The sequence below is a fragment of the Rhodoferax sp. genome (assembly GCF_030653815.1).
GTDB lineage: Bacteria > Pseudomonadota > Gammaproteobacteria > Burkholderiales > Burkholderiaceae_C > Rhodoferax.
Window position 1 is genome coordinate 23,384 of sequence record NZ_JAURYQ010000031.1, and the last position, 20,124, is coordinate 43,507.

Annotated in this window: 20 protein-coding genes; 7 read left to right on the forward strand and 13 right to left on the reverse strand. The window is 55.6% G+C overall.

Annotated features, from left to right (window positions below):
• The 4 genes from Q7U49_RS10500 (at position 1) to Q7U49_RS10515 (ending at position 3,986) form a co-directional block, all read left to right on the forward strand.
• A complete protein-coding gene (locus tag Q7U49_RS10500; RefSeq protein ID WP_304764220.1) occupies positions 1 to 1,029 on the forward strand; it encodes a TRAP transporter substrate-binding protein in 1,029 nt (342 codons plus the stop codon).
• Between the two features lie 111 nt (positions 1,030 to 1,140).
• Positions 1,141 to 2,118 (forward strand): TRAP transporter substrate-binding protein, encoded by a 978-nt coding sequence (locus Q7U49_RS10505; protein WP_304764221.1) that lies wholly within the window; start codon positions 1,141 to 1,143, stop codon positions 2,116 to 2,118.
• A 60-nt stretch (positions 2,119 to 2,178) separates the two neighbouring features.
• Positions 2,179 to 2,706, forward strand: a complete 528-nt coding sequence (locus Q7U49_RS10510) for a TRAP transporter small permease (protein WP_304764222.1) — start codon at positions 2,179 to 2,181, stop codon at positions 2,704 to 2,706.
• Positions 2,703 to 3,986: a TRAP transporter large permease gene (locus Q7U49_RS10515; RefSeq protein WP_304764223.1), complete on the forward strand. Its 1,284-nt coding sequence runs from the start codon at positions 2,703 to 2,705 to the stop codon at positions 3,984 to 3,986. The genes Q7U49_RS10510 and Q7U49_RS10515 overlap by 4 nt, the downstream gene beginning before the upstream one ends.
• Positions 3,987 to 4,019: 33 nt before the next feature.
• On the opposite strand, the gene Q7U49_RS10520 is transcribed toward Q7U49_RS10515, so the two are convergent.
• The gene (locus tag Q7U49_RS10520; RefSeq protein ID WP_304764224.1) at positions 4,020 to 4,658 is read right to left on the reverse strand and encodes an MBL fold metallo-hydrolase; all 639 of its coding nucleotides are present in this window, start codon (positions 4,656 to 4,658) and stop codon (positions 4,020 to 4,022) included.
• Between the two features lie 205 nt (positions 4,659 to 4,863).
• Here Q7U49_RS10520 and Q7U49_RS10525 point away from each other — a divergent pair, with 205 nt between their 5' ends.
• Entirely contained in the window at positions 4,864 to 5,871 is a 1,008-nt protein-coding gene (locus tag Q7U49_RS10525; RefSeq protein ID WP_304764225.1) for a hypothetical protein, read from the forward strand.
• Between the two features lie 112 nt (positions 5,872 to 5,983).
• On the opposite strand, the gene Q7U49_RS10530 is transcribed toward Q7U49_RS10525, so the two are convergent.
• From Q7U49_RS10530 to Q7U49_RS10575, 10 genes are all read right to left on the reverse strand, one after another.
• Complete coding sequence (locus Q7U49_RS10530; protein ID WP_304764226.1) at positions 5,984 to 6,868, reverse strand: DMT family transporter; 885 nt, start codon at positions 6,866 to 6,868, stop codon at positions 5,984 to 5,986.
• A gap of 157 nt (positions 6,869 to 7,025) precedes the next feature.
• Positions 7,026 to 8,312, reverse strand: a complete 1,287-nt coding sequence (gene otnK / locus Q7U49_RS10535) for a 3-oxo-tetronate kinase (protein WP_304764227.1) — start codon at positions 8,310 to 8,312, stop codon at positions 7,026 to 7,028.
• Entirely contained in the window at positions 8,309 to 8,983 is a 675-nt protein-coding gene (locus tag Q7U49_RS10540; RefSeq protein ID WP_304764228.1) for an aspartate/glutamate racemase family protein, read from the reverse strand. The genes otnK and Q7U49_RS10540 overlap by 4 nt, the downstream gene beginning before the upstream one ends.
• A 54-nt stretch (positions 8,984 to 9,037) precedes the next feature.
• Positions 9,038 to 9,646: a histidine phosphatase family protein gene (locus Q7U49_RS10545; protein WP_304764229.1), complete on the reverse strand. Its 609-nt coding sequence runs from the start codon at positions 9,644 to 9,646 to the stop codon at positions 9,038 to 9,040.
• A gap of 161 nt (positions 9,647 to 9,807) precedes the next feature.
• Positions 9,808 to 11,073 (reverse strand): TRAP transporter large permease, encoded by a 1,266-nt coding sequence (locus Q7U49_RS10550; RefSeq protein WP_304764230.1) that lies wholly within the window; start codon positions 11,071 to 11,073, stop codon positions 9,808 to 9,810.
• 4 nt (positions 11,074 to 11,077) lie between these two features.
• Complete coding sequence (locus Q7U49_RS10555; RefSeq protein ID WP_304764231.1) at positions 11,078 to 11,536, reverse strand: TRAP transporter small permease; 459 nt, start codon at positions 11,534 to 11,536, stop codon at positions 11,078 to 11,080.
• A gap of 83 nt (positions 11,537 to 11,619) precedes the next feature.
• On the reverse strand, positions 11,620 to 12,600 hold the full coding sequence (locus tag Q7U49_RS10560) for a TRAP transporter substrate-binding protein (RefSeq protein ID WP_304764232.1): 981 nt from the start codon (positions 12,598 to 12,600) through the stop codon (positions 11,620 to 11,622).
• A 125-nt stretch (positions 12,601 to 12,725) separates the two neighbouring features.
• On the reverse strand, positions 12,726 to 13,745 hold the full coding sequence (locus Q7U49_RS10565; protein ID WP_304764233.1) for a zinc-binding dehydrogenase: 1,020 nt from the start codon (positions 13,743 to 13,745) through the stop codon (positions 12,726 to 12,728).
• 140 nt (positions 13,746 to 13,885) lie between these two features.
• Positions 13,886 to 15,271: a four-carbon acid sugar kinase family protein gene (locus Q7U49_RS10570; protein WP_304764234.1), complete on the reverse strand. Its 1,386-nt coding sequence runs from the start codon at positions 15,269 to 15,271 to the stop codon at positions 13,886 to 13,888.
• 17 nt (positions 15,272 to 15,288) lie between these two features.
• Entirely contained in the window at positions 15,289 to 16,566 is a 1,278-nt protein-coding gene (locus tag Q7U49_RS10575; RefSeq protein ID WP_304764235.1) for a ribulose-bisphosphate carboxylase large subunit family protein, read from the reverse strand.
• Between the two features lie 228 nt (positions 16,567 to 16,794).
• Between Q7U49_RS10575 and Q7U49_RS10580 the strand changes: the two genes are divergently transcribed.
• The gene (locus Q7U49_RS10580; RefSeq protein WP_304764236.1) at positions 16,795 to 17,679 is read left to right on the forward strand and encodes a LysR substrate-binding domain-containing protein; all 885 of its coding nucleotides are present in this window, start codon (positions 16,795 to 16,797) and stop codon (positions 17,677 to 17,679) included.
• A 46-nt stretch (positions 17,680 to 17,725) separates the two neighbouring features.
• Here the strand turns inward: Q7U49_RS10580 and Q7U49_RS10585 are convergent, their stop codons facing one another.
• The gene (locus Q7U49_RS10585; RefSeq protein WP_304764237.1) at positions 17,726 to 18,028 is read right to left on the reverse strand and encodes a single-stranded DNA-binding protein; all 303 of its coding nucleotides are present in this window, start codon (positions 18,026 to 18,028) and stop codon (positions 17,726 to 17,728) included.
• A gap of 108 nt (positions 18,029 to 18,136) precedes the next feature.
• Here Q7U49_RS10585 and Q7U49_RS10590 point away from each other — a divergent pair, with 108 nt between their 5' ends.
• Complete coding sequence (locus Q7U49_RS10590) at positions 18,137 to 18,559, forward strand: hotdog fold thioesterase (protein WP_304764238.1); 423 nt, start codon at positions 18,137 to 18,139, stop codon at positions 18,557 to 18,559.
• 4 nt (positions 18,560 to 18,563) lie between these two features.
• Here the strand turns inward: Q7U49_RS10590 and Q7U49_RS10595 are convergent, their stop codons facing one another.
• Positions 18,564 to 20,045, reverse strand: coding sequence for a M20 family metallopeptidase (locus Q7U49_RS10595; protein ID WP_304764239.1), 1,482 nt, complete (start codon positions 20,043 to 20,045; stop codon positions 18,564 to 18,566).
• Positions 20,046 to 20,124: the final 79 nt, after the last annotated feature.

The following is a 20,124-nucleotide window of genomic DNA, read 5'->3' on the forward strand; positions in this document are numbered from 1 at the left end:
GTGAACACCCCCGCCTGCCCTTCAGCCGTCAACCGCCGAAGCTGGCTTGCCGCCCTGGCAGGCAGCGCGGTTCTGCCCGGCGCCACGGCTGCCACGCCCCGGCCCGAGATCACGCTGCGCTTCTCCCATGTGGTGGCCGAAGAAACCCCCAAGGGCCTGGCGGCCAACCGCTTCAAGGTGCTGGTCGAGCAGCGCAGTGGTGGGCGCATAAGTGTGCAGGTGTACCCCAACGCCCAGCTGTACGGTGACCATGACGAAATGCAGGCGCTGCAGCTGGGAGCCGTGGACCTGGTGGCACCCTCGTTGTCCAAATTTGGCCGCATCGGCCTGCCCGAGTTCGAGCTCTTCGACCTGCCTTTTTTATTTGACGATTTGAACGCGGTACGGCACATCACGCTGGGGCCGCTGGGCCGCAAGCTGTTGCAAGGGCTGCCGCGCCAGGGCCTGGTCGGACTGGGGTTTTTTGACAACGGCTTCAAGCAGATGAGCGCGAACCGACCGCTGCTGGAGCCCAGGGATTTTGCGGGCCTGCGCATGCGCGTGCAGGCGTCCCGCGTGATCGCGGCGCAAATGCGGGCGCTGGGCGCCAAACCCGTGACGCTGGCCTTCAGTGAAACCCGCCGCGCCCTGGCCGCTGGCGTGGTCGATGGCACCGAGAACCCGGTGTCCAACTTCTGGACCCAGGCCATGCACGAAGTGCAAAGCGACTTGAGTCTGACCGAGCACGGGTACCTGGGCTACGCGGTGGTCACCAACCAACGTTTCTGGCAGCACCTGCAGCCCGACGACCGTGCCCTGATCGACCAGGCTTTGCAGGAGTCACTGGCCTTTGCCAACCAGATTGCCGATGCCCAGAACGACCGGGCACTGCAAGCCCTGCGGGAGGCTGGCACCACGCGCGTTCATCGCCTCGGCGCGGACCAGCGCGCCCGCTTGCGCCAAGCCGTACAACCGGTGCAGCAGCAGTTGGCCAGCCGCATCGCGCCCCACTGGATGAGCGATTTGAAACAAGCCATGCGCAAGGCTTGAGCCCGCATTCAGGGTAAACCCTAGCTGTTGAACGCCACAGTTGCCGCCTGGTACGCAGGCAAATACAGTCGCCTCGTCGTTCAAGACTTTTAACTACTCGAGGAGACTCTCATGAAATTGAAACTAATTGCTGCTGGCGTTTTGTTGGCTTTCGGTTTGGGCGCCCAGGCCGCCCCGCTCATCATCAAGTACAGCCACGTGGTGGCCGATGTCACTCCCAAGGGTCAGGCCGCCCTGAAGTTCAAGGAACTGGCCGAGAAAAAACTGCCAGGCAAGGTCGAGATTCAGGTCTTCCCCAACAGCCAGCTGTTTGGCGACGGCAAGGAAATGGAAGCCCTGCTGCTGGGCGACGTTCAGATTCTGGCCCCGTCCCTGGCCAAGTTTGGCAAGTACACCAAGCAGATCCAGATTTTTGATTTGCCTTTCCTGTTCAACGACATCCAGGCCGTCGACCGTTTTCAGTCCAGCGCAGCAGGCCAGGGCCTGCTGAACTCCATGGAGAAGAAGGGTATCAAGGGTTTTGGCTTTTTGCACAATGGCATGAAGCAGCTCTCGGCCAACAAGCCGCTGGGCATGCCATCTGATGCCAAGGGCCTGAAGTTCCGTATCCAGGCCTCCGACGTGCTGGACGCGCAGTTCCACGCCGTGGGTGGCAACCCGCAAAAGCTGGCCTTCGCCGAGGTTTACCAGGCGCTGCAAACCGGCGTGGTCGATGGCACCGAGAACCCCTGGTCCAACATTTACAGCAAGAAGTTTCACGAAGTGCAAAAGTACATCATGGACAGCAACCACGGCGTGCTCGATTACATGGTGATCGGCAATGCCAAATGGTGGGCTGGACTGCCACCCGACATCCAGAAGGGCTTGACCGAGGCCATGACTGAATCCATCAAATTCGGCAACAAGGTGGCCTTTGACGAAGACATGGATTTCCGTAAAAAAGTGATTGCAGACAACAAGGCCAAAGTCCTGCCCATGAGCAAGGAACACCTCACTGCCTGGCGTACCGCCATGCAACCTGTGTGGAAAAAGTTTGAAGGCGACATCGGCAAAGACCTGATTGACGCAGCCCTCAAGGCCAACAAGTAAACCACTGCGCTTCACCTAAGCCAACACCCCGGTCAGTCCGGGGTTTTTTTGGGGTATTTCATGAAAATTCTGGACCATCTGGAAGAGTGGATCATCGGGCTGATGCTGGCCGCCATGACCGGCCTGACTTTTTTGCAGGTTGTGATGCGTTACGGGTTCAACAGCGGTTTTTCGTGGGCGCTGGAGCTCACCACGGTATTTTTTGCCTTCATGATCTTTGTCGGCATTTCCTACGGCGTGCGTGTGGGTTCGCATATCGGGGTGGATGCGCTGGTGAAGATGATGCCGCACAACACGCGGCGCAATGTCTCGATTCTGGCGGTGCTGCTCAGTTTGTTGTACGTGGGTTTTGTGCTCACCGGCGCCAGCATCTATGTGCTGAAAATGCACGAGGTCGGCATTGAATTCGAGGATATGCCGATCGAACGCTGGCAGGTGCTGATCATTATGCCGCTGGGCTTTTTGCTCACCGGCTGGCGTTTTCTGCAAATTCTGGTTGGCCTGATCACCGGCAAAACCGACAGCCTGAGGCTGGCCGATGAAGCCGCCGAAGCCATGCGACTCAAATCTGAAGAGAGCCAATCATGAACACCTTATTGCTTTTTGCTGCTCTGTTTTTCTGCATGGCCATCGGCATGCCGATCGCCGTGAGCCTGGGCCTGTCGAGCCTGCTGACCATCTTCTTCTTCTCGCAAGATTCATTGGCCTCGATGTCCATCAAGATGTTTGAGACCAGCGAGCACTACACGCTGATGTCGATCCCGTTCTTTGTGCTGGCCGGGGCCTTGATGAGCACCGGCGGCGTGGCCAAACGCATGGTGGTGTTTGCCATTGCGGCGGTGGGCCATTTGCGCGGCGGGCTGGCCATTGCGTCCATTTTGGCCTGCATGCTGTTTGCGGCCGTGTCGGGGTCGAGTCCGGCCACGGTGGTGGCGATTGGTTCGATCGTGATCGCCGGCATGGTCAAGAACGGCTACCCCAAAGAGTTTGCCGCCGGTGTCATTTGCAACGCGGGCACGCTGGGCATCCTGATTCCGCCGTCGATCGTGATGGTGGTGTATGCCGCCGTGACCGAGGTGTCGGTGGGGCGCATGTTCATGGCCGGCGTGGTGCCTGGCCTGATGCTGGGCCTGATGCTGATGCTGGCGGTGTACTGGCGTTCCGGCAAGCTCAAGATCAAGCCGCCACCCAGGGCCAGCGTGCCTGAAGTGTTGCGCGCGTTCAAAGACTCGATGTGGGGGCTGGCGCTGTTGGTCATCATCATGGGCGGTATCTACGGCGGCATCTTCACGCCCACCGAAGCGGCCGCGGTGTCGGCGGTGTATGCGCTGGTGGTGGCGGTGTTCATCTACAAAGACCTGGCACCCAAGCAAATCCCGCATGTGTTTCTGGAGGCCGGCCGCACCACGGTGATGCTGATGTTCATTGTGGCTAACGCGCTGCTGTTTGCCCATGTGCTCACCACCGAACGTATTCCGCAAACTATTGCCGAGCAAATTGTCGGCATGGGCATGACACCCTGGATGTTCCTGGCTGTGGTCAATATCATCCTGCTGGTGGCGGGCAACTTCATGGAGCCCACCGGCATCATTCTGATTCTGGCGCCCATCTTCTTCCCCATTGCCACCCAGCTTGGCATTGACCCGATCCACCTCGGCATCATCATGGTGGTGAACATGGAGATTGGCATGGTGACACCGCCGGTGGGGCTGAACCTGTTTGTGACCAGCGGGGTCACGGGCATGAACCTGGTGCAGGTCACCAAGGCCGCGCTACCCTGGCTTTCGGTGCTGCTGGTGTTTTTGGTGCTGGTCACCTACATCCCGCAAATCACGCTGTTCCTGCCCGACATGGTCTTTGGGAAATAGTTGCCCAGACCAGGTGGCCGCAGGTGAACTCCCTCACCTGTCGGCCACATAAGGATTGGTTCGCCGCTCGCGCCCGAAGGTGCTCTCGGGGCCGTGGCCGGGAATGAACACCGTGTCATCGCCCATCGGCCACAGGCGTTGCTTGATGCTGGCGATCAGCGTGTCATGGTCGCCCTGCGGGAAATCGGTGCGGCCGATCGAACCGGCAAACAGCACATCCCCCACAAAGGCCCGCCTGGCCTCGGCCGAGTAAAACACCACATGCCCAGGTGTATGACCCGGACAATGCCGCACCGCCAGCGTGCAGTCCCCCACGGTGACGGTATCGCCGTCGTGGAGCCAGCGCGTCGGCGTGAAAGCTTGGGCCGGCGGAAAGCCGAACATCTTGCTTTGCCCGGGCAGGCCGTCGATCCAGAACTGGTCGGCTTCGTGCGGGCCGATGATGGGCAAGCCCAACCGTTCGGCCAGTTCACCGGCAGCGCCAGCGTGGTCGATGTGGGCGTGGGTGAGCCAGATTTGTTCCAGTTGCAAACCCAGCCGCGCCACTTCTTCAAGCAGCAGGTCGAGGTCGCCACCGGGGTCAATGACGGCCGCTTGCAGCGTCTGGTCGCACCAGACCAGGGAACAATTTTGCGCAAAGGCGGTGACGGGCACGGTGAGGTAGCGAAACATGGTGTGTGTTGGTGTTTGGCAATTATGTGTCGAATTCCGCGTTGTGAGATCGACGTTTCGGCCCAACGGTTTGGACGCTGTTGTGGCGCGGGAGCCGTCAAACACCGTCGGTCTTTAAACTTACACAGCCGGCCATCGGTGCCACCTATACTCCAATCACACGGCGATCCACCACCTGAGCCATCGATCTATTCCATTACCTGCAATGCCCGACCTCCTGACCACGCTGAGGGCCGTCCGCGGCTTGGCAACGGGCTTGCGGAGGGTCACTTGCTGGTCAGCAATCGCCGGTGTTCTGCTGTTACCCTTGGTCGCACGGGCCGACAAGCCGCAGTGGGCGTACCGGACCCTCCCGTTCGCGCAGGCGCTGAACTTGGAGGCAGTGCACGAGGCCACCCACAGCGCGCCCGAGCGGTTGATCGCGACGATCCGCCGCTGGGGCGTCGATGTGCAGCTGGTGCGCAGCGAGGCCCCGGCCCGGCCCGTGAACCCGCTGCTGGCAGGGTTGCCGCCGGCAACGCCGGAACTGGTCTGCCGGGCGGACTTCCGCGACAGCTATGAAGGGATGGTCATCTTCTTCAGTTCAACGCTCGATTCGATGGACTGCGACAAGATCCTCATCCGCGACACAGCGCTGAGCTACACGTTGATCCACGAGTTTGTGCATTCGCTGCTACGGCCCCTGAGCACAGGCGAGCCCGACGACTTGTTGGAGGCCCGCTTTCGCGCTGCCTTCAGGCGGCTCGTGATTTACCAGCGGCGTCTCTATGACGATCCCTACAAGCTGCTGGATCCGCTGTGGCGCAGGGACATCCTGGCGGCCCAGGCCGATGTAGCCAAGGACCTCTTCGGTCGTATCCGCCTCGGACAGAGTCAGGAGGCCATTGTCGAGAAGGTGCTCAGCCTTTACATCGACGAGCGTAACCCGTTCTTCGACGCGGACCGCCGTGCACAGGGGCTGCAGTACGGTGAAGCCGCCATCAACAACGCCATCGACATGTTCAACGAGTTGAACGACTCGGTGGTCTTCGTCGAGGACGCGGTCCGCAACCTGCGCCAGTCGCTGCGCGACGGCAACATTGAGCCGGGCAAGGGCATCGCGTTGACCGACGACGACGAGGCCTCCGTTGCCCGGTCCGCACGGGACGTCAAGGCCCAGCTTGCGGTCGTGCGAGCCGAACTGCAGTTGCTGAAGCAGTTCTACCGCCACTGACGATGTCGCGATTGGAGCGGGCAGGGCTCCGCTAGCCACGAACAATGTTCCAGGCCAAATCAATTCACGCGGACAGGCAGTTTCTAATTAGCGAAAAATTTGTTCTACAAATTCACGCCCGCTGCTCTCGTGCCGTTAGCCAAGTTCCAAAGGCACCACTGGCCGACACGAGGGCGATCCCGATCAAGGCCCAGGCATCGGGCATATGCGAAAAAATCAACCATCCGCCCAGTGTTGAAAAGCCGATTTGCAGGTACAGGTAAGGAGTCAACACCGCGATCGGCGCACGGGCATAGGCCAATATCAAAAGAAAGTGCCCCAGCGTGGCCAAGGCGCCGATCAAGAGCAACAGTGCCCACACCGGCCAAGGCAGGGCTTGCCAGATAAAGGGCAACGCCAGAGAGGCAAGCACCAAACCGACCAGGCCGGTATAAAAATGCATGGTCCCGGAATTGTCTGTTCGGGCAAGCCGACTGGTCAGCACTTGAAATGCCGTGTTCGCCAGCACCAGAAAACAAGGCAGCAGCATGGCCCAGTGGAAGGCTTCGCCCCCAGGCCGTATGACCGCCAGGGATCCGGCAAAACCGCCGACCACACACAACCAGCGCAGCGCCGACACCCTGTCGTGCAACTTCCAGGCCGAAATGGCGGTGATGATCAGAGGCGAGATCATGACAATGGCGGTGAACTCGCCCACCGGCATAAAGCGCAGGCTCAAGAATGCAATGACGCTGCAAGTGAGCAACAATAAACCGCGCAGAAACTGCAAGCCGGGCCGTCTGGTTTTCAGGAACGCGCTGCCACGCATCGGCCACAAAGCCATCCCGGTCACGACCGTCTGGAATAGAAAGCGCACCCATATGGCCATCGCGACAGGGACGGCAGCGGCCAATTTTGTGATCGTGTCAAGCGCAGAAAAACACAGCACCGCCACCACGATGAAGAAAATGCCCTGGAACGGATGGTGGGCCGGATGGGACGCAGCCCCCCTCACCATCGGTCACCCAAGGTGCAACGCAAATCATCAGGTTGTACTTCAATCGCTTGCGCGGCACAGTGAGTCATGCGTTAAATCATAGCAGTCCGTGCTGACCCAATTGCCCCTGATTCTTACCGGGGATCCGGCAAATCTTCGGTCAACTGTGCCGCCACCGTCATGCCAGCATCGTGAAGGCTTTGCAAAAAAAATCGTCCGTACCAAAGTTGCCGGACTTGAGCGTCAAGTGCAGCCCCTCATGTGACGTGACCTCGGTTTGAGCATGGCACCAAGGGACACCGGGGTCAATTTGTGGCCCAATTCTCATTTGTGTGATGGCCAAGGCTTGCACGCAGGCCCCCGAGGTTTCGCCGCCGGCCAGCACCAACTGGCGCACACCCAAATCCACCAGGCCACGCGCAATCGCAGCCAGAGTGCGTTCTACCAATGCGCCGGCCATTTCCACACCCAACATTCCCTGCACAGATTTGACGGCCGTTGCGTCGGCCGACGAATAAATGAGCACTGGCCCTTTCGCTAACAGGGGCTCAGCCCAGGCCAACGCATCGGCCACCACATTGACGCCGGTAGATTCTTGGGTGGCAATCTGCAAGGGATCAATCCCTAATGCGGGAAGACCCGCCTGGATGAATGCCATCACTTGCCGATTGGTCGCCAGCGAACAGCTACCCGACACCACAGCTTTCAGACCAGTGGCGGCGGGCAAGGCGCTGGCCGCGCGGGAGGGCACAATGCCAAAATTGGCGGGCAGGCCAATCGCAACGCCTGAGCCTGCCGTCACCAACGGCATATCTTTAAGCGCTGGTCCCAAGCGTATCAGGTTGTCGTTGGAAATCGCATCAACCACTGCCACATTCACGCCTTGGGCCCGCAGTTGCTCAATGCGCGCACGAATGACCGCCTCGCCCTGTGCCACTACCTTGTAGTCAATCAAGCCGACCTTGCGGCAGCATTGAGCTTGCAACACGCGCACCAAGTTGGCATCGGTCATGGGTGTGAGCGGGTGATTCTGCATTCCGCTTTCATTGAGCAGAACGTCACCGACAAACAAATGACCCTTGAAAACGGTGCGCTGGTTGTCCGGAAATGCCGGCGTGGCGATGGTGAAGTCGCTGCCTGGCAGGTCGGCCAGTGCGTCCATCAAGGCCTCGGTCACCGGACCAATATTGCCGTGTACTGTGCTGTCAAAAGTGGAGCAATACTTGAAATAGATTTGCTCCGCACCCTGGGTCTGCAGCCAGTGAAGTGCTGCCAGTGACTGAGCAATGGCCTCCTCTTTGGGAAGCGTGCGCGACTTGAGTGCGATCACCACGGCATCCGTATCGGCGTCCAGCGGCTGCGCTGGCGTACCCATCGCCTGCACCACCCGCATACCGGAGCGCACCAAGTTGTTGGCCAGATCGGTTGCGCCGGTAAAGTCATCAGCAATGCAACCAAGCCTCATGACAGCACCTTCTGTTGGACCGCCACACGTTGCGCCAGATCACGCATTAGCAGGGGTGGGCTAGCCAGTACGGAGCAAGGCAACTCCTCCTGCAGCAGATCCCGCAAATGCGCCAATGACGCCTGAGCTAAAACGATCACGTCAACTGAGGGTGCCAACTCGGCCGCCGACAGTCGCACCAGCTGGTCATGGCGTGTACGATCTCCAGCCATCAGCGCTGCATACGCGTCAGCATTGACCATTGGGTGAACGCTAACCGACATGCCCTGCTCGGCAGCGTGTGACTGCAACAGCGCAGTGCTGGGTCCAACCGTACTGCTCGCTGTGCAAAGCAAGCCAATTCGCCGACCTTCGCGCACGGCTTGCGCCGCCATGGGGTCATCGATTTTGAGCACGGGTTGACGAACCAGTCGACGCGCGATGTCCACTGCTGGCGAGGTCGAGGAACAGGTCACAACGATCAAGTCAGGCTGCGCGTCCGACGCGAGTAAGATTTGTTCGACAACGCGGCGGTATACCGGCTCCTGCGCTCCGCCGTGCAGCAGGTCCTTGAGCAAACTCTCGTTCAAGATGTGAAAGCACTCGACATCTGGCATCTCTGTGCGCATCAGCTGTCGAAAAGTGTCAGAGAGAAATCCGACCGTGTGGATAAAAGCAATCTTTGTCGTCATTGAAACGCTCCAAAAAATGGGTTATTTTGATCAGCACTGGCCGACAGTAAAGGACTATCCGAGATGTGCGTCGTCGCCCCAGCTCTCGATTGACCACTGATCGCCATCAATACCGATCCAGTTGATTCCGGCATTGGGAATCGGATAGTCACGAGGGGCCTCAAGCGGCAGCTGACGAGCCCGTCGGTAGATGACATCCAGCGCCCCGCCATGAGTCACGACCACAATGGTTTGCCCCTCATGCTCCTGCACCAGGTGTTCAATACAGTCCAATACACGCATCTGGTGTTGTCGACGGCTTTCCCCACCGCCCGGCGATGCGAAATCTGGATCGTGGCTTTCAATTGCCCGGGCGTCTTCTTCATATTGGAGGGAGATCTCCTCAAGGGTCATCCCTTCGCAGCGTCCAAAATGCCGTTCTCGTAAGGCCTGCAAAAGAATGATTGGCAAATGCAAAGCCTCAGAAATGGGCTGCGCCGTTTGGCGGGCACGCAACAAGTCACTGCTGTACAACGCCGTCGCGGTCGAGCCAACAAAATGGCACCCCACTGCCCTCGCTTGTGCCTCACCCGTGGCGTTAAGTGCCAGGTCCATTTGACCTTGCAAACGCAGCTCAATATTCCAGTCCGTCTCACCGTGGCGAACAAAACATATACGTGTCATTTTTATCGCCGTAAATTAGCGTTACATAATAATAGAGCGAAGCTAGTGGATTGACTTTTTTGGAAACGATCAAACAACCACCGACTTCGATTCAACGTCTTTTCGCATAGGTTCAAATCATCTTGTAACTCAAGATCAAGTTGACAGAAAAACAATTGATCCTACTTAATCACCCAAGTTGTCACGCCAGGAACAAAGGTAACCAACATCAGAACGAATAACATGACGCCAACAAAAGGTAGGGCAGCAACACTCAAACGCGACAATGAAACTTTTGAGATGTTACTGGCCACATAAAGAGCCGTACCCACAGGTGGCGTCAACAAACCGATCGTCAGGTTCATTACCATCATGAGGCCAAACTGGGTAAGATTGACATCCAAGGAAATGGCAACAGGTACAAGAACAGGAACCAAAATAATAATTGCCGGACCAAGGTCCATGAATATGCCAACGACTAGCAAGAGAAGATTGATCATGAGCAATATGGCATATTTATTATCAGAAATACTCAAGATGGTTTCACTGATTTGCTGTGGAATTTGCTCACTTGCCAAAATCCAACCAAACAAGGAAGCCGTGGCAATCAGAAAACTGATCACCGCCGTGTTGCTCACCGAGCTACTGAAGATCTCCGGAAAATCGCTCCACGCCAGTTCCTTGTAAACAAATTTACCAATGAAAATCGCATAGACAGCTGCAACAACACCGCCTTCGGTTGGTGTAAAGACACCCATGCGAATTCCAACAATAATGATGATTGGAAGCAACAAAGCCCATACCGAATCTTTGATACATGTCCATCTTTGAGCGCGGGTCATTATTGGCTCAGCTGGGTAGTTTCGTTTTATTGCGTGGAAGTGAGAAACCACCATAAAACCCGCCGCTATTAATATTCCCGGCAAAAATCCAGCCATGAACAAGTCGCCAATTGATGTGCCTGAAGCTACGCCATAAAGGATCATGGCAATACTGGGCGGAATAATAAGGCCAATACTTCCTGACGCAGCGACCAGCGCAGCTGAAAATGGAAGCTCATACCCTCTTTTTTTCATCTCAGGAACCATCAGTGTGCCAATAGCCGCTGTATCTGCTACCCCGGAACCGGAGATGCCACCCATGATCACACCAGATATGGACACCACGTGGGCCAAGCTGCCGCGGAGCCCACCCACCAGCGCGAGTGCAAAATTGATGATCCGACTGGTGATGCCGCCTTTCTCCATGACTGAACCAGCAAGCATGAAAAACGGGATCGCCATCAAAGGAAAAGAGTCCACTCCGGCAAACATTCGTTGAATAACGACCTGCATCGGGTAATCTGCTACAAAGAACATCGCAGCCAGAGAAGAGATGCCCAAAACAAAGGAAATGGGAACGCCAACCAATACAAGAACGACGAATACACTGAACAAAACTAAGGTCATGGCATCAGCGTCTGACTAAGACGTCCTCATAAAAATTCTTTATTAAATACGCAAAAATCAAAATTCCAGCAAGAGGCAAGACCACATAGACGTAATTCATGGGTATTTCCAGGGCTGAACTTGCCTGTCGAGAGCCGCGTGCAACAAATTTAAAGCCGCCATAAATCAATACAGAAGTGAAAATCATCATTGATAAGTAACTTATCGATAGCAAAATCTTTTGTGGAAAAATAGGCAAGCTCTTCAGAATCAAATCCAAACTGACGTGCTGTCTGTTTCTGACAGCCATTGCTGCACCTAGAAATGTCATCCATACAAATATGTAACGTCCAGCCTCTTCAGACCAGGAAAGTGAATTTGAAAATGCGTATCTCGCAACAACTTGGGTAAAAATTATTGTCACCATGGCCAACATTAGCAAGAAGCATACTGTTCTTAAAATAGCATAGAATCTTTTTTCCAATTATTTCTCCTTGACAAGTAAATAAAATTGACATCATCCGAATTAATCAAAATGATGTCAATTGTTTTTGTGAAAAACTATAGTTACTTGCCGACTTCGATAATTTTGTTGTAAAGATCAATACCGTATTTTTCTGCGAACTGCTTATGAACCGTGCGAGCCTGTTTTGCCCATTCTGTTGTATCGGGCTTGGTGACTTTCATGCCTTTTGCCTGTAAGTCTTTCAACAAGCCGTCAGATTTTTCAGAGACAAGTTTGTTCTCATATTGAGTTGCCTCCGCAGCAGCCTCTTTAACCGCCTTCTGTTGGTCGGCACTCAATTTCAACCAGGCTTTATTGCTCATTGCAATGAGAACATACTCATATTTATGATTTGTCATGGCAATATATTTTTGCACTTCATATATTTTTCCAGCATGAATAAATGGGACTGGATTTTCTTGTGCTTCAATCACATTTTGCTGCAATCCTGTATATACCTCACCCCATGCCATGGGTGTAGGATTGGTGCCCATGGCTTTCCAGGCCGCGATGATAGGGGGAATTTCAGGAACTCGGATCTTTAGTCCTTTGATATCACTCAATGAATTAATCGGTTTGTTGGTTGTCAATTGACGAGGACCTCGTTCCCAGAAAGCCAGACCTCGTATGTCAGAACTTTTAAGCAATTTATCCAGAAGTTCGTCACCGATAGGACCATACATGACTTTACGCAGGTGTGTCTCGTCCTTGAACAAGTACGGTAATTCCATAATTTGAATTGAGGGTTCAAAATTTCCAAGAACACCTGCAATCAAAGCAAAATCGACTGAACCGATTTGCATACCCTCAGCCATATCACGGTCGTTGCCAATCGTCGAGTTAGGAAATACCTTGATTTGTACGCCACCTTTTGTTTTGGCATCAACCAGTTCAGCAAACTTGATCGCTCCGAGTTGCCATAAATCGGACTCATTTTGAACGTGTCCCAATTTCATCACGATTGGTTTTTTGGCCGGTTCAGCGGCAAACGCAGTGCAAGCAAAAGCCAGACCGACAATTAAAGACAAAGCAAACTTTTTCATAACTTCTCCAATTAAATTAATTATTCAACACAAACAAACGCAAAATTATCACAATATCTATATATTCTCCTTATGGCAAATAATATTCATCGATTTGGATATGAATTTGGAAAAGGTAAATAACATTAAATTTCAATCATTACTTTGACGACGTGTTCCTTTTTCTGACTTAAGACATCAAGGCCTTCCTGCGTATGCTCAAGATCCATCGTCTGCGTAATGAAGTCCATCAAATCGAGGCCGTTATTGATCATGTCCGCAGCCTCCTTGAAATCTTTCGTTTCATAGGTCATCGCGCCGTACATGGTGAGTTCGTTAATGACGATCTGATAAGAATAGAAAGGTATTTTTTCGGTAATCATGGCAATAATTCCGATTTCGCCACGTTTTCTGACACATGCGGTCGCTTGGTCAACAATATTATTTGCACCAGCGGCAATCAGCGCGAGATCGGCGCCTCGGCCATTAGTCAGTTTTTTGACGGCTTCCACCACATCTGATTCAAGAGGATTGATAGCAAGGGTTGCACCATGTTTGAGGGCCATCTCACGGTTGAATTCAGCCGTGTCGGTACAGACAACGTGTTTGTAGCCCATTTGCTTGGCAACAACCAAGGTAAGCAGACCGATGGTTCCAGAACCCAGGATAACCAGGCAGTCCTTTTCCTGGACGGTCGATTTTCTCAATGCACGCACGGCCACGGCAAGCGGCTCTATCATGGTGCCCATTTTGTAGCTCACCTCGTCATTCAATTTGTGTATGGTGACCTCAGGTGCATTGAAATACTCTACAAAAACACCGATCCACTTTGCAGTTCCAGGAACAACCTTGGTACTGCATAAATTCACGAGACCTTGTTTGCAGTATTCGCATACGCCACAACCAAATTGCGGTTCAACCGTGACACGATCACCGATCTTGACTGTTTTGACATTCTTGCCGATCTCAACGACATCGCCAGCAACCTCGTGCCCAAGGATGGCCGGCGGTTTACGGAACGCGTGGGTTCCTCTGAAAAGGTGCAGGTCTGAGCCGCAAACCCCAACGGTTTTTACTTTGATCAAAACCTCATCATCTTTGATGACGGGTCGATCGACCTGCTGAATGGAAACCTTTTCAAGATCAGTAACGAGTGCTGCTTTCATGGCATTTTTTCCTATATAAATTAAATTTGAATATTTGAACTGGACACGTGGTTTACGCCGGTCAATTCATATCTTTTGATCGATCATGATTTGATTTCATGATTTGCATCCTTGCTAGAGTTAATCGCTGGTCAACTAAATTAGGTATTGCCATGGAGCGCTTTTACAAAATAAGACTCGTCGCCCATTTGTCCGCCCTTCAAGGCAATTTCCAATCTATCGAGGTGCTTTTGTTTTGAAATGACCCGGCATAGTGGCGCACCTGGCGCAAGGCGGGCTTCAATCGCAAGGGCGTCGGGTGCAAGTACGCGGGTAATCTGGCTTGACGTGTCACCCCCGGACAACAACAGGCGGCGCAACGGCGTTGCGAGCAGGATGGCCTTGACGATCAGTCCGAGTCGCATGCCAAGCAGGCGACCGCCGCCGTGTTTTGCTTCTTCTCTTAACTTTCCGAGCGACATGAGTGAGCCAATCATGGCTTCGATGCGGAGATCTTGTGGACCACGAGCAGTATGCAGCATGACGCTGTTACCTTGCTGAAGCTGTTCTACAACGGCCGAAACCAAGCTGGATGCGGCTGACTCCCAACGTACTTCATCGACGAGCTCGCACGCATCAATCGGCATGTCGATGAAGCCGGCGGCGATGGCCTTCTCAATTTGAAGCGCACTGAGCGAAGATGCGCTACCCGAGATGGCCAGCACTCTGTCGACGCCAGCGAATGAATCATATTTTGGCGCTGGCAGTGTTTCCTGGCTACGTTCACGCCACCACTGCGTGAGCGCGTACTCAACACCGGAGGAGCCGACGACAAAGGCTGTTCCCAGCCTGGTCGCATGTGCGTCAAGCAGCCTGCCCACTTCAGTCATATGCTCGTGGGTCAAACCGTCAAAAAGCACTGCGTCAGGCTGTGCGCCGGCTAGTGCCGCCCACCCCTCATCCATTGCAGCGCGCTCCTTTGCGAAGTTCGAAACCACAAACTTGTCTATGGTCAGACTGGTTTGACGGCCCAGAAATTGCGTCAGATCGCTCTCGTCTATCGGCGTGACGGGATGCACGCTCATGATGGGGTGTTTGTCAATCCGATACGTCAAGCCATCGGTCCCCGATCTTGCGAACAGGTTTCCAAAAAGGCAGTACCTGGCAAGCGCAGGAGTGCCGGCCACGATCGGTATAAGCGCCGGGCCAAAAATCCTGCGCCCAATTTCCATGACCCGACCGATACTGCCAATGAACGGCGAACTGTCAAACGTGGAACAGACCTTGTAATGCACGATGGGTGCCTTGAGATCTGCCAGTGACTGGAGGATCGACGGCAACGTTGCGTCCATTTCTGAGGGCGACATGCCACGGCTGTCACCAGCGATCCCAATGGCATCAAACGCATCGAGTTCCTGTAGCGTATCTGCTGTCGGTGTGTTCAAAAACAGCGCGCAACGAAGGCCCGCAAAGGCTAGCACTTCGAGCGCATCAGTAGAGCCAGTGAAGTCGTCGCCATAGAAGGCGAGGCGGAGCGACTTCTTCATACAGTTTTCCGTCATGATCAGGCGCGGCTGAACTTGGTGAGTGCGTTTTGAAGGGCCGGGTGTGTCTGCGCGAACGCGTCCAGGCTGACGCCAGCTACAGCAGCTTCCCAACCCTCACGCATGCTCAAAACACCTGCGGCGATGCCATCCGGGTGACCCAGGATGCCACCACCCGCGAGATGCATCAGATCCGTCGAACCGAGATTGGCATAAAGATCCGGCGCCTGCGAGGCCCACTGTCCCGACGAAAATACCGGCATCAGGGGCTTGACACCCGCAAAAGGAGCCAGGCAAGACTTCGCAGACGCGAGGACCGAATCGTCTGACTCGCTGAACTTGCCGCGAATACCATTCACGTGAAGATGGTCCACACCCACCAGACGCCAAATTTTTTGATAGGCAGCGAATGAAAATCCTAGGTTCGGATGACGCGAGAACGCGCCCCAGCCGTTTCGATGGCCGTGAATTGGAAGCTCGGTATGTTTGCGCAGATACTCTACGCCAGCAAAGCCAACCCAATTCGCGCTCACCATGACGCAGGTGCCTCCAGCAGCCAGCACCGCATCGTGGCGACGCAACATCTCGTCGATGCCGCCCGAGATATTAAAGGCATACATCGGCATGCGCCCGAGTCGGTCAGCGTGCCGCTTCAATACAGCCATGACAGCGTGGAGCCGCTCGTCAAAAGGAGCGTACGGCGGATCGGCAAGCAGTTCGTCATCCTTGATGAAGTCGATATCGGCCGCACACAAGGCATCGACCATCTCGGCTGTCTCGGCCGCTGATAGCCCAATGCTTGGCTTGATGATGGTGCCAATAAATGGTCGACCGTGGATCCCTGCTTTTTCTCTTGTACCTTCAATCCCGAATTTTGGCCCCGGGAATTGGCTTGCGTAGGTCGAAGGCATGTCGATATCGAGTAGCTTCAGGCCCGTGATTTCACCTAACTCAAAGAGATTACCGGCAACTGTGGCCAGCAGCGTGGGAATATTGGGACCGACGTTCGAGATGGGAAATGCGATTTCGATCTCTGCGCGATGGTAGATACCCTTGTACTCCCGTCGCTCGGAAAATGCACTGCGCAGTGACGGCTCAAGCGCAGGAGGTTGCGTATCGATGCGCGTGACACGAGCACGAGAACGTTCTTTGAGCGCATCGGTTTCGCCAGGCAGAGACATGAAGGTTCCGCTCGATTGCTCACCCGCAATGATGTCGGCCGCCTTTTCGGTAGGCACAGAACTTTCAATGAGGTAGCGCGCCGTGAATTCGGGGCGGCAAGAGCTTTGCTTAGACATTCTTTAACACTACTATGTGTGTGATATTTTCGAATTAGAAATTTTTAAGAAGGACGCATTGTTTTGTCTTTTGTCCCTTCTATGTTTCGAATAATATGGTCCACCATCCAATTAATCAATCGATATGAATTCTTTAATTTATGCAAAAAACTCACAATAAGCCAGGGAAAACCCTAGCCTTGTTGATGCGCCTTTGCCATGAGTTCGTGTTGAACCAAATAACAAATCATGAAGATACCGAAACCCTCACTCAATGCACTACGCGCCTTCGAGGCAACTGCCCGACTTCGCAGCTTTACTGATGCGGCAAATGAGCTGTCAGTCACTCACGGGGCCGTGAGCCGACATGTACGGTCGCTGGAAGAGACGCTCGGAATCCAGTTGCTACACCGCAATGCACATGCCACCGAGCCAACGCCGCAAGGCTTTCGACTTGCCGAAGGCTTGACTTCTGCTTTTAAACAAATACAAACCAGCATCGAACAATTGATGTCTGGACCCGTGACACTTTCATGTTCAGAGTCGATCATGATGTACTGGCTGATTCCACGAATTGCGCAGTTCCGGCAGCTGAATCCGATGGTGGATCTTCGCGTCAACATGAGTTCAAGCCTGGAGGATTTTGCGCGTGAAAACATCAGCGTGGCGATTCGCCTCTCGACCAGAGAGCTTCCAAAAGAAGCCGTGAAGGTAGACGTTGTGGAAGAATGGATTGGGCCGGTTTGCACAGCCGAGTACATGCAATTAGCACGCCTTCAATCGGTTGACGACTTAAGTCGCACACGTTTGCTGGCAACCAAGACAAGGCCCCTGGCTTGGTCAGAATGGTATCGCACATCCGGTCATGCCAACAATCGGTTCAAGATTGCCGATTCATTTGAGCATTTCTACCTCATGATTCAGGCCGCAAAGTGTGGGCTCGGGGTCGCTAATGTTCCGCGAATGCTGGTACGCGACGACCTTAACGCAGGAACACTTGTTGCTCCCTTTGGGTTTGTACAAGGACCAAACAAAGTTTCGCTGTGGATCGCGGCCCATCAAAGCGCCAGACCCGAAACAATCGCCGTCGAAGACTGGTTGATCGCAGAACTCAGACGGGCAGAAAAGGATTAGTGACGATTGCCGCCCCTGCTGATGCCATGCTCAAAGGGCTTTCACTTTAAAACCCCGCCCCGGTGCTCACCACCCGGTGCGCCACCAGGTCCAGCGCGGGCTTGGTGTTGCCCTGTTTGTCAGTCCAGACCTTGGGGTTCAGGTGGCCGGCGGCGGCCAGTGAGTCGCCGTCGCGCAGCGCCAGCAAAACGCTGCAGGGCACCTCGTCAAAGGCAATCAGGTTGACCATCAGGGGCTCACCCTCGCTGCTCTGCGCGCGCACCCGCGCCACCACGTAGCTGCTGTCGCCCTTGCCCTGGCGCCGCTCCGGGTCACCGATCAGGCGGCCGGCAATCAATCCATCAATCATTCACACACTCCTGGGCTTTCATTACAGGCCTGCATGGTAGCTGCAGACGCAGGGGCACTTGCAGCGCTGGCTATAGTGCAGGCTTGTTTTCATCTTTTGGAGTGGTGTATGCGCGTGTGGCAACAGCCTGTTTCTGTGGCCGAACTGACCCGTATGAGCCTGGACACGGCGGTCAGTCATCTGGGGATCGAGTTTCTGGAAGTGGGCGACGATTTCATGACGGCCCGGGTGCCGGTGGATGCGCGTACCCGCCAACCCTTCGGCCTGCTGCACGGCGGTGTCAGCGTGGTGCTGGCCGAAACGCTGGGCTCAACGGCTGCCAACCTGGCCTGTCCTGCGGGTTACCGTGCCGTGGGCCTCGACATCAACGCCAACCACCTGCGCAGCAGCACCAGCGGCTGGGTCACCGGTACCACCCGCCCGGTGCACATCGGCCGCACCACCCAGGTCTGGCAGATCGACATGGTCAATGACGCCGGTGAACCGACCTGCGTGTCGCGCATCACCATGGCGGTGCTGGCACCGCGCTGAAGCGTTACGCCAGCGCAGCCGCCGCAATCACCTGCGCCACCGCAGCGGTGAGCTTTTTGGCATAGGGCACATGCAAAAACTCGTTGGGGCCGTGGGCGTTGCTCTTGGGGCCAAGCACACCGCAAACCATCATCTGCGCCTTGGGAAAGCCGGTGGACAGCATGTTCATGAGCGGAATGGTGCCGCCCTGGCCAATGTAGCCGCAGGGCGCGCCGAAATAGTCTTGTGAGGCGCGTTGCAGCGCCTGCTCGAACCAGGGCGCGGTGCCGGGTGCGTTCCAGCCGGTGGCACCGGCACCGCCTTCAAACGTGACCTTGGCCTGGTAGGGCGCATTGTCTTCCAGCAGGGTTTTGAGCTCGGCCACGGCGCTGGCCGCGTCAATCAGCGGCGGCAGGCGCAAGGACAGTTTGAAGGCGGTGTAAGGGCGCAGCACATTGCCGGCGTTCTTGAGTTCGGGCAGACCGTCGGCGCCGGTCACGCTCAAGGTCGGTGTCCAGGTGCGCGCCAGAAGGGCTTGCAAGGGGTCGCTGGTGGTGGGCAACATGGTCTGGCTGCTGCCGCCGCAATCGGCATGTGCCCAGGGGAAGCGCTTGAACAGTTCTTCACCCAGGATGGCCGCCGTGGCTTTGGCCTGGGCCAGCCGGTCTGCGGGCACCTCGCAATGGAAACTGGCGGGCAGCAAACGGCCGCTGGCGCTGTCTTCCAACCGGTCCAGCAGATGGCGCAGGATGCGAAAACTCGACGGCACCAGGCCGCTGGCATCGCCCGAATGCACGCCCTCAGTCAGCACCTCGACCCTGAGCGTGCCGCTGGCCATGCCGCGCAGGCTGTTGGTCATCCACAGCTGATCGTAATTGCCGGCGCCCGAGTCCAGGCAAATCACCAGACCCACATCGCCCAGGCGCTTGCGCAGCGTGTCGATGTAAGGCAGCAGGTCGTACGAGCCGCTTTCTTCGCAGGTTTCCACCAGGCCGACGATGCGCGGGTGCGCGGTCTGCTGGGTTTTGAGCGCCTGAATGGCGGTGATGGCCGCGTAAATGGCGTAACCGTCATCGGCACCGCCGCGGCCATAGAGCTTGCCGTCTTCATACTTGGGCGTCCACGGTCCCAGGTCAGAGCGCCAGCCGGTGAATTCGGGCTGCTTGTCGAGGTGGCCGTACATCAGCACGGTCTGATCAGACACCGCCTGGTTGCTGTTGCCGGTAGAAGCAGCCACTTCAAAAAACAGCACCGGTGTGCGCCCGGGCAAACGGATGATCTCCAATGTCAGGCCCGCCACTTTCTGCGCCTGCACCCACTCGAAGGCGTTCTGCACCACTTTCTCAATCAGGCCATGCTGCGCCCAGTCGGCATCGAACATGGGGGATTTGGCGGGAATGGCGATGTAGTTCGTGAGTTGCCTGACCAGGTCAGCGTCCCAGGCCTGGCTGACCTGACTCAAAGCCTGGCTGGCGTTCAGAAGCGATGGGGCGATGCGTGCGTTCATGAAAAGTCCTTGCGTGGTGCGTCAACCTGAGGGGCAGATCATGCCACGACTCGATATTGACAGGCTCTGTCACCCCGCA

Excerpts from the sequence above, each read along its gene's own strand:
- Q7U49_RS10505 (WP_304764221.1), top strand. The coding sequence starts at position 1,141 with ATGAAATTGAAACTAATTGCTGCTGGCGTTTTGTTGGCTTTCGGTTTG.
- Q7U49_RS10510 (WP_304764222.1), top strand. The coding sequence starts at position 2,179 with ATGAAAATTCTGGACCATCTGGAAGAGTGGATCATCGGGCTGATGCTG.
- Q7U49_RS10515 (WP_304764223.1), top strand. The coding sequence starts at position 2,703 with ATGAACACCTTATTGCTTTTTGCTGCTCTGTTTTTCTGCATGGCCATC.
- Q7U49_RS10520 (WP_304764224.1), bottom strand. The coding sequence starts at position 4,658 with ATGTTTCGCTACCTCACCGTGCCCGTCACCGCCTTTGCGCAAAATTGT.
- Q7U49_RS10525 (WP_304764225.1), top strand. The coding sequence starts at position 4,864 with ATGCCCGACCTCCTGACCACGCTGAGGGCCGTCCGCGGCTTGGCAACG.
- Q7U49_RS10530 (WP_304764226.1), bottom strand. The coding sequence starts at position 6,868 with ATGGTGAGGGGGGCTGCGTCCCATCCGGCCCACCATCCGTTCCAGGGC.
- otnK (WP_304764227.1), bottom strand. The coding sequence starts at position 8,312 with ATGAGGCTTGGTTGCATTGCTGATGACTTTACCGGCGCAACCGATCTG.
- Q7U49_RS10540 (WP_304764228.1), bottom strand. The coding sequence starts at position 8,983 with ATGACGACAAAGATTGCTTTTATCCACACGGTCGGATTTCTCTCTGAC.
- Q7U49_RS10545 (WP_304764229.1), bottom strand. The coding sequence starts at position 9,646 with ATGACACGTATATGTTTTGTTCGCCACGGTGAGACGGACTGGAATATT.
- Q7U49_RS10550 (WP_304764230.1), bottom strand. The coding sequence starts at position 11,073 with ATGACCTTAGTTTTGTTCAGTGTATTCGTCGTTCTTGTATTGGTTGGC.
- Q7U49_RS10560 (WP_304764232.1), bottom strand. The coding sequence starts at position 12,600 with ATGAAAAAGTTTGCTTTGTCTTTAATTGTCGGTCTGGCTTTTGCTTGC.
- Q7U49_RS10565 (WP_304764233.1), bottom strand. The coding sequence starts at position 13,745 with ATGAAAGCAGCACTCGTTACTGATCTTGAAAAGGTTTCCATTCAGCAG.
- Q7U49_RS10570 (WP_304764234.1), bottom strand. The coding sequence starts at position 15,271 with ATGAAGAAGTCGCTCCGCCTCGCCTTCTATGGCGACGACTTCACTGGC.
- Q7U49_RS10575 (WP_304764235.1), bottom strand. The coding sequence starts at position 16,566 with ATGTCTAAGCAAAGCTCTTGCCGCCCCGAATTCACGGCGCGCTACCTC.
- Q7U49_RS10580 (WP_304764236.1), top strand. The coding sequence starts at position 16,795 with ATGAAGATACCGAAACCCTCACTCAATGCACTACGCGCCTTCGAGGCA.
- Q7U49_RS10585 (WP_304764237.1), bottom strand. The coding sequence starts at position 18,028 with ATGATTGATGGATTGATTGCCGGCCGCCTGATCGGTGACCCGGAGCGG.
- Q7U49_RS10590 (WP_304764238.1), top strand. The coding sequence starts at position 18,137 with ATGCGCGTGTGGCAACAGCCTGTTTCTGTGGCCGAACTGACCCGTATG.
- Q7U49_RS10595 (WP_304764239.1), bottom strand. The coding sequence starts at position 20,045 with ATGAACGCACGCATCGCCCCATCGCTTCTGAACGCCAGCCAGGCTTTG.